Annotated in this window: 13 protein-coding genes, 2 pseudogenes and 1 riboswitch; of the genes and pseudogenes, 9 read left to right on the top strand and 6 right to left on the bottom strand. The window is 40.1% G+C overall.

The window, feature by feature from the left end; all coding sequences use genetic code 11:
* Positions 1-121 precede the first annotated feature (121 nt).
* Complete coding sequence (gene clpE / locus M1D69_RS13615) at positions 122-2,221, bottom strand: ATP-dependent protease ATP-binding subunit ClpE (protein ID WP_458105800.1); 2,100 nt, start codon at positions 2,219-2,221, stop codon at positions 122-124.
* A gap of 365 nt (positions 2,222-2,586) precedes the next feature.
* On the opposite strand from clpE, the gene M1D69_RS13610 reads away from it, so the two are divergent.
* From M1D69_RS13610 to M1D69_RS13585, 6 genes and pseudogenes are all read left to right on the top strand, one after another.
* Positions 2,587-3,627, top strand: coding sequence for a YkvI family membrane protein (locus M1D69_RS13610; protein WP_458105801.1), 1,041 nt, complete (start codon positions 2,587-2,589; stop codon positions 3,625-3,627).
* 213 nt (positions 3,628-3,840) lie between these two features.
* Positions 3,841-3,885, top strand: a riboswitch (PreQ1 riboswitch).
* A 128-nt stretch (positions 3,886-4,013) separates the two neighbouring features.
* The gene (gene queC, locus M1D69_RS13605) at positions 4,014-4,673 is read left to right on the top strand and encodes a 7-cyano-7-deazaguanine synthase QueC (RefSeq protein WP_024121180.1); all 660 of its coding nucleotides are present in this window, start codon (positions 4,014-4,016) and stop codon (positions 4,671-4,673) included.
* 1 nt (position 4,674) lies between these two features.
* Positions 4,675-5,115, top strand: a complete 441-nt coding sequence (queD, locus tag M1D69_RS13600; RefSeq protein ID WP_101860649.1) for a 6-carboxytetrahydropterin synthase QueD — start codon at positions 4,675-4,677, stop codon at positions 5,113-5,115.
* Positions 5,108-5,839, top strand: a complete 732-nt coding sequence (gene queE, locus M1D69_RS13595) for a 7-carboxy-7-deazaguanine synthase QueE (RefSeq protein WP_458105802.1) — start codon at positions 5,108-5,110, stop codon at positions 5,837-5,839. Before queD ends, queE begins: the two co-directional genes overlap by 8 nt.
* A gap of 17 nt (positions 5,840-5,856) precedes the next feature.
* Positions 5,857-6,354, top strand: coding sequence for a preQ(1) synthase (gene queF, locus M1D69_RS13590; RefSeq protein WP_003218613.1), 498 nt, complete (start codon positions 5,857-5,859; stop codon positions 6,352-6,354).
* Between the two features lie 154 nt (positions 6,355-6,508).
* Positions 6,509-6,685: pseudogene (locus M1D69_RS13585) on the top strand (M15 family peptidase); the annotation flags it as partial.
* A 69-nt stretch (positions 6,686-6,754) separates the two neighbouring features.
* On the opposite strand, the gene M1D69_RS13580 reads toward M1D69_RS13585, so the two are convergent.
* The 3 genes from M1D69_RS13580 to M1D69_RS13570 form a co-directional block, all read right to left on the bottom strand.
* Positions 6,755-7,117 carry a DUF1433 domain-containing protein gene (locus M1D69_RS13580; RefSeq protein ID WP_458105803.1) on the bottom strand — a complete coding sequence of 121 codons (363 nt, stop codon included), beginning with the start codon at positions 7,115-7,117 and terminating at the stop codon, positions 6,755-6,757.
* A gap of 175 nt (positions 7,118-7,292) precedes the next feature.
* Complete coding sequence (locus M1D69_RS13575) at positions 7,293-7,637, bottom strand: DUF1433 domain-containing protein (RefSeq protein ID WP_458105804.1); 345 nt, start codon at positions 7,635-7,637, stop codon at positions 7,293-7,295.
* 235 nt (positions 7,638-7,872) lie between these two features.
* A complete protein-coding gene (locus tag M1D69_RS13570) occupies positions 7,873-8,238 on the bottom strand; it encodes a DUF1433 domain-containing protein (protein ID WP_458105805.1) in 366 nt (121 codons plus the stop codon).
* A gap of 51 nt (positions 8,239-8,289) precedes the next feature.
* Between M1D69_RS13570 and M1D69_RS13565 the strand changes: the two are divergent.
* A pseudogene (locus M1D69_RS13565) lies at positions 8,290-9,705 on the top strand (lipase).
* 13 nt (positions 9,706-9,718) lie between these two features.
* Positions 9,719-10,024 (top strand): hypothetical protein, encoded by a 306-nt coding sequence (locus tag M1D69_RS13560; RefSeq protein ID WP_458105806.1) that lies wholly within the window; start codon positions 9,719-9,721, stop codon positions 10,022-10,024.
* A 571-nt stretch (positions 10,025-10,595) separates the two neighbouring features.
* Here the strand turns inward: M1D69_RS13560 and M1D69_RS13555 are convergent.
* On the bottom strand, positions 10,596-10,907 hold the full coding sequence (locus M1D69_RS13555) for a hypothetical protein (RefSeq protein ID WP_458105807.1): 312 nt from the start codon (positions 10,905-10,907) through the stop codon (positions 10,596-10,598).
* A 13-nt stretch (positions 10,908-10,920) separates the two neighbouring features.
* Positions 10,921-12,354, bottom strand: coding sequence for a lipase (locus tag M1D69_RS13550; RefSeq protein ID WP_458105808.1), 1,434 nt, complete (start codon positions 12,352-12,354; stop codon positions 10,921-10,923).
* A gap of 56 nt (positions 12,355-12,410) precedes the next feature.
* On the opposite strand from M1D69_RS13550, the gene M1D69_RS13545 reads away from it, so the two are divergent.
* Entirely contained in the window at positions 12,411-12,728 is a 318-nt protein-coding gene (locus M1D69_RS13545) for a DUF1433 domain-containing protein (protein ID WP_458105809.1), read from the top strand.
* Positions 12,729-12,751 lie beyond the last annotated feature (23 nt).

Raw genomic sequence — 12,751 nt, 5'->3', positions numbered from 1 at the left:
CTTTAAGAAAAGTGTAAAGAAAGAAGGAGATGAGCGCTTCAGGGGATGGAATGACATGTTCTCGGACGAGAGAAGGATTTCACATAAAAAGCGGCTTCCCTGAAAAGGAAGCCGCTGATTTTTATTTTGCATGAACTTTGATGTTATCATTTTCTACTGTGACGTGAAAACTTGCAATCTCTTTATTGTCGAGCAGCAGATCAGTCATTTCGTCCTCAACCCATTCCTGGATCGTTCTTCTGAGCGGGCGCGCACCGAATGAAGGATGGTAACCCAGCTCAGCGATTTTTTCTTTCGCTTCATCTGAAACACTCAAGCTGATGCCGCGTTCTGCCAATGTTTCTTCCAATTCTCCAAGAAGAAGGCTGACGATTTTGACCAGATGCTCTTTTTCAAGGGAACGGAATTCGATGATGCTGTCAAATCGGTTGAGAAACTCAGGTTTAAAGAACATGCTGAGTGAATCAATTAATGTTTGTTCTTCAATCACACTGTCTTCTGATTGAAAACCGACTTTCGTTTGTTTTTCACCAGTGCCTGCATTGCTTGTCATTATGATGACTGTGTCTTTAAAGCTTACGGTTCTGCCTTGGCTGTCCGTTAAGCGGCCGTCCTCCATAATTTGCAGGAACATATGCTGAACATCTGGGTGTGCTTTTTCAATCTCATCAAGCAGCACGATGCTGTATGGATTGCGGCGCACTTTTTCCGTTAATTGACCGGCTTCCTCATGGCCGACGTACCCAGGCGGCGAACCAATGATTTTCGATACGGCATGTTTCTCCATGTATTCACTCATATCGAGGCGGATAATGGCATCTTTCGTGCCGAATAATTCATTCGCCAGGGTTTTAGAAAGCTCTGTTTTCCCTACGCCGGTTGGTCCGACAAAGAGGAAGGAGCCGACTGGTCTGTTTTTTGATTTTAAGCCGGCGCGGCTGCGTCTGACCGCTTTTGCCACTTTTTGAACAGCCGCTTCTTGTCCGATGACGCGTTCATGAAGCTTTGCTTCAAGCTCTTTCATTTTTGTTTGCTCATCTGCCTGCAGTTTCCCTACAGGAATGCCTGTTTTTTGTTCGACGATACCCTGAATGTGCTCAGCTTCAACTGTGACGGCGGAATGTGAAGAAGAGCTGTTCAGTTTTTTCTCCCATGCGATTTCTTCATCACGGAGTTTTGCTGCCAATTCGTAATTCTCTTCTTCCAGCGCTTTTGTTTTTTCTGCTTCAATTGCAGTCAGCCGTTCAGCTGCATCTTCATCATTCAAATCATCGATTAACAGGTTGGCTTTAGATCCAGCTTCGTCTAATAAATCAATCGCTTTGTCCGGCAGATGTCTGTCCTGAATGTAGCGTGATGATAAAGTGACACATGCTTTCAGCGCTTCATCGCTGAATGTCACGCCATGGTATGCTTCGTATTTGTCTTTAATTCCTTGCAGAATGCTGATCGCTTGTTCAATTGTAGGCTCCTGCACCATGACAGGCTGAAAACGTCTTTCCAGCGCTGCATCTTTTTCAATTTGGCGGTATTCTTTCAGTGTTGTCGCTCCGATAACCTGCAGCTCGCCTCTGGCAAGAGCGGGTTTGAGAATGTTACCTGCATCCATTGAGCCTTCAGCAGAGCCTGCCCCAACGAGAAGGTGAATTTCATCAATGAAAAGAATGACATTTTTGCGCTCTTTCAGCTCAGTGATCAGCTGTTTCATTCTTTCTTCAAATTGACCTCTGATGCCAGTGTTTGCAACAAGGGATGCGACATCAAGCAAGTAAAGCTCTTTGTTTTTCAATTTATTTGGAACATCGCCTTCAGCGATTTTTAAAGCGAGCCCCTCTGCAATTGCTGTTTTCCCTACACCAGGCTCTCCAATCAGAACCGGATTGTTTTTGTTGCGGCGGTTAAGAATCTCAATCACACGCGCAACTTCTTCATCACGGCCGATGACGGGATCAATCAGACCGGCTTTTGCGCCGTTTGTAATATTTTGCGCCAGTTCATCAAGCAATCCTTTTTTCTCGCTTTGCTTAGCTGCGCTTTGTTCTTTCGGCTGGAATGCTTGTTCAAACGGAAAACCGAAAGATTGAGGACCCATGCTCATTGAAGGTTTACGGGTCAGTTCGTGATAGCAAGTTTCACATAAAACCATTTGTTTATGAACGGAATTTATTTGCATGTTAAGGCGAATCGTCGCCTCGTTTTGATGACAGTGTTGACAACGCATTTGCCAAAACCTCCTTATAAAATTTGATTATCTTTGACCAATTGGTTTAGAAAAAAAGGCCGACTTCTTTGACCTTCTTTGACTATTAGTATACGCCAGATTCACTGGCTTTCAAAACCATTTGCTCAAAGCAGTCTTGTTTTTGACTAACTTTGACCAATGAAATAATATAAAAAGACGGCTGGTTTGACCTTCTTTGATTAATAGTATACTCTGACCTTTTTTGACTTTCAAGGCTTTTGCTCAAAAATATTTTTGAATTGTTTACACAGTAAAACATGTTTTGTTCGTCTTTTCAAGGAACTTGTCTCATAGGCTATAAAAAGGCTAAAAGGACAATACTGCGGTTGGTTCGGAGGGGAGAAATGGAACAATCAAAAGGGTCTGCACATCAGCTCGCTTTTGTGTATATAGGCACAGTCGTCGGAGCGGGATTTGCAACTGGCAGAGAAATTGTTGAGTTTTTTCTGAAGTTCGGCTGGTTCGGATTGCTTGGTATTATTATAAGCGGCGGGATGTTCACGTTTTTAGGCGCAAAGCTGATGATCATTTCAAAGCGAATCAATGCCAAGTCTTATCAGGAAATGAATATATACTTGTTCGGGGCGGCTGCCGGACGGATTATCAATGTCTTTATGCTGTTCGTTCTCCTCGGTGTCACATCTGTCATGCTGTCGGGGGCAGGGGCGCTTTTTGAGGAACAGCTTGGGATGTCCGCTCAGGTTGGAATGCTGATCACAATTGGATTAAGTTTGATTGTCATGACAAGAGGAGTAAAAGGCATTTTCGGTGTAAATGTGTTTGTTGTACCGCTTTTGATTATCTTTTCTATGATTGTGTTGGCCGATTCATTTATTTTCAGTGAGACGCGGAATACAGCTCAGTGGGTGTGGCCGCATCGATGGGACTGGCTATTATCAGCAGTGTCGTACGGAGCCTTGAATTTATCGCTTGCCCAGGCTGTTTTGGTGCCGCTGGCGAATGAAATGTCTTCAGAACAGGTGATAAAAAAAGGCGCTTTCATCGGCGGTACAATGCTGACAATTGTGCTTTCCGCAAGTTTTTTGTCTTTGTCGATGCTCCCGGATGTATTTTTGTACGATATTCCGATGGCTCAAGTGGTTTACCTCTTCGCGCGATCTGTACATTTGATTTATTTGTTGATTATATTCGGCGAAGTGTTCACATCGGTGATCGGAAACCTTTATGGGCTGGAAAAACAAGTGAAGAGCTTTCTTCCTATAAAAAGTAAATATATTTTTGCGGCAATCATGATTACAGCTTATATCACGAGTCAAATCGGCTACGGCAAGCTCATTTCAACCATTTACCCACTGTTTGGATATGTGAGTTTGGCTTTCATCGGCGCTTTGGTCTGTAAAAAGCTCCCCCGGCGCAGTTTGTAATCACAATATTGATACATATATAATAATGAAGCAAATGTTTATGTTAGACCCTGCGCCAGTCCGAAACGGGTCTTAATTAGGTATTTTCGCTGTGTAAAAGGATCAAGGCGGAAAAAATGAGACAGGCTTTTCGGCTATCTTTTTTATTGTCAAGAAAAACAACATTATGGTAAGATAGCAGAAGTGAAAAATTGAAGAAAATCCGTTCGATATGCGGGAGAGGTTCTAGCTACACCCTCTATAAAAAACTAAGGACGTGCTGTATCCTTGGATACGGCCTTTTTTATGTTTTTCTAGAGCACCTTTCCAAAAAGGTGTTTTTTTATATGTAACAGTTGTAGCGATGTCTCTCGCCGAGATTTTTATAGCGGAGAAGGAGAGGAATCATGAAAAAGGAAAAAGCAATTGTCGTATTCAGCGGCGGCCAAGACAGTACTACATGTTTACTGTGGGCGTTAAAGGAATTTGAGGAAGTGGAAACTGTAACATTTCATTATAATCAGCGTCATTCGCAGGAAGTTGAAGTGGCGAAGGGGATTGCGGATAAGCTTGGTGTGAAAAATCATTTGCTTGATATGTCACTTTTGAACCAGCTTGCGCCTAATGCCCTGACGAGAAATGATATAGAAATTGAAGCAAAAGACGGCGAGCTGCCATCAACATTTGTTCCAGGCCGTAACTTAGTGTTCTTATCTTTTGCGTCTATCCTGGCGTACCAAATTGGCGCCCGCCATATTATCACGGGCGTTTGCGAAACGGATTTCAGCGGCTATCCTGACTGCCGTGATGAATTCGTTAAATCTTGCAATGTGACGGTTAACCTGGCCATGGAGAAGCCATTTGTGATTCATACACCGCTCATGTGGCTGAATAAGGCGGAAACGTGGAAGCTTGCAGATGAGCTTGGCGCGCTTGATTTTGTGAAAAACAACACGCTTACATGCTATAACGGCATCATCGCAGACGGATGCGGCGAATGTCCGGCATGTCATCTTCGCTCCAGAGGCTATGAAGAATATATGGCGATGAAAGGAGAGCGGGCATAAATTGTTATCTCAAATATATCCACAGGTCCAGCATCCTTATTCATTTGAATTGAATAAGGACATGCAAATTTCTGCTGCTCATTTTATTCCGAGGGAAAGTGCGGGAGCGTGCAGCAGGGTTCACGGGCATACGTATACCGTAAATATTACCGTTGCCGGTGATGAGCTTGACAATTCCGGCTTTCTCGTGAATTTCAGTGTGCTCAAAAAGCTGGTTCACGGCTCCTATGACCATACGCTTTTAAATGATCATGAAGAATTTTCTAAGGAAGACCGGTATTCACTGCCGACAACTGAAGTCGTGGCGAAAACGATCTATGACAAAGTGCAGGCTTATTTAAACACACTGGAGAATAAACCAAGCTGTGTGCAGGTGTTTGTCCGTGAAACACCGACCAGTTATTGTGTATACCGTCCGAAAAAGGGTGGTTTGAATGGCTAAAGGAATTCCTGTATTAGAAATTTTCGGCCCGACGATTCAAGGAGAAGGCATGGTGATCGGACAGAAGACAATGTTTGTCCGCACAGCCGGCTGTGATTACTCCTGCAGCTGGTGTGACTCCGCCTTCACTTGGGACGGATCTGCTAAAAAAGATATTCGCTGGATGACGGCAGAAGAGATTTTTGCAGAGCTTAAGGAGATTGGGGGAGACGCGTTTTCCCACGTAACAATCTCAGGCGGTAACCCGGCTCTGTTAAAACAGCTTGATGCTTTTATTGAACTGCTGAAGGAAAATAACATCCGTGCAGCGCTTGAAACTCAAGGGACCGTTTATCAGGATTGGTTTACGCTGATCGATGATTTGACAATTTCTCCAAAACCGCCAAGCTCAAAAATGGTGACGAACTTTCAAAAGCTTGATCACATTTTGACTTCACTTAAAGAGAATAACAGACAGCATGCTGTCAGCTTGAAGGTAGTCATTTTTAATGATGAGGATTTGGAGTTTGCCAAAGCGGTGCACAAGCGTTACCCGGGAATTCCGTTTTATTTACAAGTCGGTAATGATGACGTGCATACGACAGACGACCAGTCACTGATTGCACATTTGCTTGGAAAGTATGAAGCGCTTGTTGATCAGGTAGCTGCCGATGCGGATCTGAATCTCGTCAGAGTGCTTCCGCAGCTGCATACCCTGTTATGGGGCAACAAACGAGGAGTTTAATAGAAAGGAAGATAAACATGACGACAAGAAAAGAATCAGAATTAGAAGGTGTAACACTGCTTGGCAACCAAGGAACAAACTATTTATTCGAATATGCGCCGGACGTGCTCGAATCCTTCCCGAATAAACATGTAAACCGTGATTACTTTGTAAAATTCAACTGCCCTGAATTTACATCTTTATGTCCGAAAACAGGACAGCCTGACTTTGCAACAATTTACATCAGCTATATTCCTGATGAAAAAATGGTGGAGAGCAAATCACTCAAACTGTACTTGTTCAGCTTCAGAAACCATGGAGACTTCCACGAAGACTGCATGAACATCATCATGAATGACTTGATTGAATTAATGGACCCGCGCTACATTGAAGTATGGGGCAAATTCACGCCAAGAGGCGGAATTTCCATTGATCCGTACACAAACTACGGAAAACCTGGCACGAAGTATGAGAAAATGGCCGAGTACCGCATGATGAATCATGACTTGTATCCGGAGACGATTGATAATCGTTGATTTTTCCGAAGTGTGAAACGAAGTGGAGTCACAGTAAAAGTGGGAAAAGTCACACCTGCAAAAATGGCTCTACTCATGGGAATTGCATCAAAAAGTGTGACTTTGATGCAGCTAAAAATGGATAGTACAGAAGCAGTTTAAGGCGTACAATTTGATTATCATGGACAAACCTGACCGTCTTAAAGCTAAGAACGTAGGTACAATTGGACTTGGTAAGACAATAGATATCGCTGCGTCTGTTAGAGGTTCAAACAATTCTAAAGAATACTGGGAGATCATTCATAACGGTAAACGCCGATATGTGTCTGGTCAGTATGGCAAAATGGTTTAAGTAAATAAATAGTCCCCTTGAAATTCTTCGAGGGGACACTTTTGAGTATTTTGTTGATTTATCCTCTATTTAATACTCACATACTTTATCTTCGCACTCAGGCTTCTCGGTTGCATCTACAGTAAATGATCCTATTTCGTCATTAGTTTTATCATAGGTTCCCCAGATTTCTTTTTTCTTATTTCCATTGAGATAACCATTGATTTCAATACCGCCCATTGGGTTTACCTCATAATCATCAGTGTAATCAATTCGTTCAATATCTTTATAGTTTGTTTTAATAAAGTCAGTCATTCTTTTTTTAGCCAAGGTATACAATTCTTCTTTTTTTGCTTCTTGAGCTTCGATTTTTTTGTCGTGTTGTTCCTTCATGAAAAGTCCTGCAAGTGTTATAAGAGCCAGAGTAGTAAGTATAATTATGGCTTTCTTCATTAAATCATCCTTTTGGCCGTGAAATAAGAGTGGATTCATATATTTTGTTTAACATTAAATTAACTGTGGAGAGAATTTTTCTTTCAATTGTTTTGATTCTTGTTGCACTTATTCTGGATGAGGTAAGGGGAAGGCGTAAAAAAGACCCCTCGACATTAAGGGGAGAGTTGTATATTTAATACTCGCATGCTTTATTTTCGCATCCAGGTTTTGGTTCAGCAACGATTCTAGTCAAGCCTATTTTGTTATTGCTGTTATCATATAGCCCCCAGAAATGTTCTTTCTTTTCTCCGTATGTACCTTCCACTGAAATTCCACCCATTGGATCTATTTCGTAATCCTTTGAGAAGTTAATTGGATTAACATTACTATAGTTAGCTTCAAGATAATCAGTCATTTTTTTTTTAGCTTTCTCAAATAACTTAACTTCTTGGGCTTTTGCTTCTGCTTCCTGATTTTCATCATATTTATGTTTCATAAATAGCCCCCCAAGTGTTAAAATAACAATGGGTTTCTTCATAAAACCATCCTTTCTGCCTTTTATTTTACAATAGGATGGAATATATGTATATGAGTGGAACATATGACATTCCTAATCTGTCAGATGGGATTAGTTGGAGATATAGAATTCAAACAATAAAATTTTATTTTTATATTGAAAAGGATTCTAATAGAAGTCCTTTGAATGATGGTGAACTAACAGCAATTCAGGATTAAATAAGCTCTATCCTTAACTGGATAGAGCATTTTTTTATTTAGTACTCACATAATTTATCTTCGCATTCCGGTTTTCGGGTAGCATTTACTTTGAATACTCCAACTTCATCATTTGCCTTATCGTATATCCCCCAAATTTTTTTGTCTTTGTTTCCGTTTAAATAGCCATTTATTGAAATACCACCCATTGGATTTATTTCATAATCATTGGTGTAGTCAATTGACTGGATATCTTTATAGTTTGTTTCAATAAAATCATTCATTCTTTTTTTAGCCAAAGAGTACAACTCTTCCTTTTGCTGAGTTTCTTCGGCTTCCATTTTTTTCTCGTGTTGTTCCTTCATAAAGACCCCTCCAAGTGTTATAATAACCAGAGATATAAGGATAATTATGTATTTTTTCATAAAACCATCCTTTCTTTCTTGCATTTTACATGAGGGAAGGGGTTATTGTACATGAATATAAAGACTGACATACCTAATTTAACAGATAAGGAATACTATTTCCTGAGTCAATATACGTATGATGATAAAAGTCTAAAAGAGAGTTATATAAATAAAGATCCTATTGAAACCACATCTAATAAAGCTTTTTACGTGGAGAAAATAAAAAAAGATCCAGACACAGGGCTAGATGTTTACGTATTTGTCCAAGCCAAGAAAAAAGAAGGTAAATGGGTAAAACCAAAAGAACCAGAAAATGTCGTTGTAGGTTTTCAAGGAACAAATCAGGAACAAATTAAAGCTGATGTTATAAGTGCAGATGGCGGCAACGTAGTCATGGGTAAAGACCCGAAAAAGAAAGTCCAATACATAATGAAAAAAGATGCCTCTGAAAACTCTAAAGCTATTGCCAAGTATAACGGCAGTATGGAACAAGCAATCATGATTAAGAGTGGAGAATACAAAATTGTCACTAAGACATCTCAATTTGATCAAGGTGATAAGATCGTTGCCAATGAAGTGAAAAAGTATGCTGGCACTAACACAGTGATTTCTACTACTGGTCACTCACTTGGGGGAGCAGATGCGGAATACGCTGGAGTAAACAATAACATTTATAGTGTCGTTTTTAACAACCCTTCCATTGTTAAACTGCATGATGAAGAAACACAGAAGAAAATCAGAAATGGCGAATTTGATTTGTATCATAAAGCAATCATTAATCCTGATGATATGGTGGGTTCAGGTTGGTTTTTAGAATACGACAGACACAACGGAACAACGATATACACGAAAGACCCAAGCATCGCACGTCAAGATCGTGCAAACCGACTTAATACATCTTTGGGCATTCCTGGTGTTTTAGGGAGTCTTATTACTTCCTTTTATGGCCAAGCATTTGCAAAAAATCCTGATACTCATAGTTTAAATGATTCGAACTTTACGTTTGATAAGAATGGTAACATCAAGAGTGTTGATGGCAGCAACGGTGTTTATAACCAGAATATCGAATCGTTCTCAGCTTATTCAGGTATGAATGGCCAGACAATTAAAGTAGATGCTAAGTATGCAAAAGAACTGGCTAAACGATTACAGGCAGCTATTGAAGATTTAAAAACAAAGAAACAAGCAATTGAATGATTCCCTCATGATCACAGCAAAATGGTTTATGACGTAAAATCTATTTGTGGGAAGAGATTAGGAGAATTCAAGGATCTAGATCCAAGCGATGTTGATAAAGCTGTATTGTTTCACGCACCTTATGTGAAAGATGGGGCAGCATTTTATGACTCAGAAGAACAGTATCAAACTGAGGCTTCTCTTCATTATTTGATTAGAGATTTAGAGGATATTAGTGAGTTTATTGTTAAATTGGCGGAGGATTTAAAAGATAAGGATAATGAATTAGCAAGCTGGTTACGGTTGTAAGGGGGGATTTAAATTGCCATATGGAGTTAATATGGATGCAGATGAGTTTTACAGACGGTTGCAACAAAATGAAGAATTGAAAAAACTGGTGGGTACAAGTTTAAAAACTCATTGTCAGAACCTAAAAGAAGACACAAAAAACGCATCAGATTTTTCTTCAGCACAACAGGTTATAGCTGAAGTGTATGTTGCTTTACTCTCTTCATTTGAAGGGAAAGCTAAAGAAGCATTAGTGCAAAGGCTTAATGAAAATGCGACTATGCTGACAAATGCCACTGAGAACAGAAGTGCTTTTCTGAGAAGTATTAAAACTAAATAGTTAAAATAACCCCTTCACAAATTGGGGACTGACCCCCGTTTTTGAGACAGGGATCAAAACACCTTTTATACAGCCAATTGCGACGATTGATAATGAAGTGGAGTCACAGCAAACTCCGAACATTCAGCGTCAGTTTTAAGCGGAAATGTGACCCGCTCACAATTTGGCGGCCCTCTTGTGACCACACCGTGACCGAAAATATATAAATGTGTGCCACGATCCTCGCCTTTTTGGCGGGGATTTTTTATCGGTTTCGATTTAGTTTTCAATAAAATTATATGAGGAGATGTTTAATTATTGTGTAGGTCAGAATCGATACTTACTGAACAATTTGATTCGTTAACGCCTCGGTAGCGTCTTCGGGCGTTAGTTCGTCGTGTTGTTAGCGATAGTCTCGTTAAAATTAGTATTATTCTGCTGTTTTATGTTTGTGTTTTAGATATAAAAAGAAATTTTTCTTTAGTTATATCAATGAAATTTTCGTGACTTTGTAAAAGTGATGTTTGACTGCTCATCCTTTCTCATGAAAGGATGGTTTTAGAGTAACAGAATTGATGATTAAAATGGCTTTTTATCTCGTTTTAAAGCTAGTAACAAAAGTTTCTCCGTCGTTCTCCGCATTAACAATAAGCTTGGCACTTTCACTGATACGCTGAGCAATTGCTTTTTGCGCTTTTCCCTCGAAACTGTATAAAAGGGCTGAATAAACATCGTTTAATTCTTCCTGCAACGAATTCATTTCAAACTTTGGTTTAAGGTTTTTTCGAACCGTTTCAAGCTTAGTATTTGCTACTTGCATCATACCTGCTTTTAACATTTGACGCTGCATCTGTTTGCGCATTGGATCATCTTTATGTTCTAAAAGGTTATCTAACGTTGGCATTGCTTTGTCACTCCTATAATCTTAGCCAATTGGCAAGCATTTGATCTTTTTCCTCAAAGTCGTCGGCGATTTTATTCAAGAAGCCGCCTATTTCCTCCAGGTCTGTAATGGCTGCCTGTAGTGAATCTATGAATGATTGTTCAGCCTGTGTGTCGTAAAATAACGGTCCTTTATCGTAAGATTGGGCTATATCCTCTAACGTATTTTTTACATCCTGCGCGTTTAGTTGATCGTAGAACCCATGCCCAACTTGACCGTAAAATTCAGTTTTTAGTTCAGCAATTTTTTCATCGTGCTCTTGATAAGCATTTTGCGCTTCTTTTTTCATCGTTCTCAGATCCTCGACCATCGCGTCAACTTTTTCGGCAAGTTTTTTCGCACTTTTGGGAGTTACTTTAATGGCATCCCCGCCGCCGATCGCGCCGGCCGGCAGCATTGCGTTTAGGTTTTTATCGTACACAAGCTCATCGCCGTTTACGTTCGTGATATTTCCGTTTTCATCAAACGTAAAGTTGGCTTCATTTAGACCGTGCGTATCAGGATTTCGAAGAATAACAGTATCTATAAAGTAGACGAGGTTCTTTTCGATTTGGTCACCCCATCTTCCACTCAGTCTTTGTTTGCGATTGATCTGGGAAAGTGCAGGGTTTTTTGTGTAAATTGTGGTCCCGTTGTGGCGGTCATATTCGTTCCAATAACCAGCTCCGACCATATCATCCGGGTTAATAATAGACCTCACGTAAGGATCGTACAAGCCATCGTTTATTTCTTCTTGCTTATGATCAGTATGTAGTTTCACGACAGAAGGACTGTTAAACGCGACCCCATAAATATCATTGTTTACCGCACTGTATTCGGCCTCTGCACCTCCGAGTGAATGACCTGTTGTTGAAACAATCGTCGATGTTCCGTTATACTTTCTTTTAACTTCTTTAACGATCTGGTCTGCTTGGTCAATTTGCGATGTTTTCGTAATGAGTTTATAGTTTCCGGTTGTAAGCATCGAGTCTTGAGAAGGTGTGCCGTTATATTTTCCGAGTGTTTTAGACGTATCCTTCGCGTCCTTTTCAACGATATAATGAGCTTCTTTTTTGGGGTCGCTTCCAAAAACAATGTTGCCGCCGTCAGCTTTTACACCATCACTGATCGGGTCTTTTCCGAGATCCGTTCCTGCAAAAGATACAACAACATTTTCTGGATTTTTTGATTTCACCCATTTGCCGTTTTTCTGTTCCGCTTGCACTAATACTACCGCGTCAAGCCCTGTGTCATCGTCTGATTTTATTTTGTCGACGTACCAATAAGTGGGATTTGAAATGGAAGAATTAATACGTATATAATCGTTGCTCTTTAATTTCTTTTTGAGATAATCATAGTTATAAGCACGCTGACTCATCCTATAATATGTTTCATCCGTAAGGCTTGAAGTCCTAATTTTCTTGCTCAAGATATACAACACCTTTCATGTCATGTAAAATAATGAAGGGAAAGGGATGATCTTTTTTGAAAAAATACCTTATTATTCCACTATTGTTAATTATAACTGTTGGGGGACTGATTATGAAGCATCAATATGATGTGAAAAAGGAAGAAAGTGCTCTTTTTGAAAAAGCTAAAAGTAAAATGACTGAATACCTTCATAGTGAATATAAGGGGATAGAGAAAATTTCTTATTCCGAGGAATATTTTATTGATCCAACTGGTGGAATTACCGTTGAGGGATATCTTAATGGCGATAAAACAAAAGAGTTTGATGGCCTATATGATCCTGTTAGTGACAAAATAGGAAGCTCCTCTGTGGATGCGGAAGAAAAATCTTAAGACGCCTAGATGGCGTCTAATTT

The organism is Bacillus sp. PK3-037 (assembly GCF_054161355.1).
Note: the sequence above shows the minus strand (reverse complement) of the source record. Positions and strands in the feature narration are given on the sequence as shown.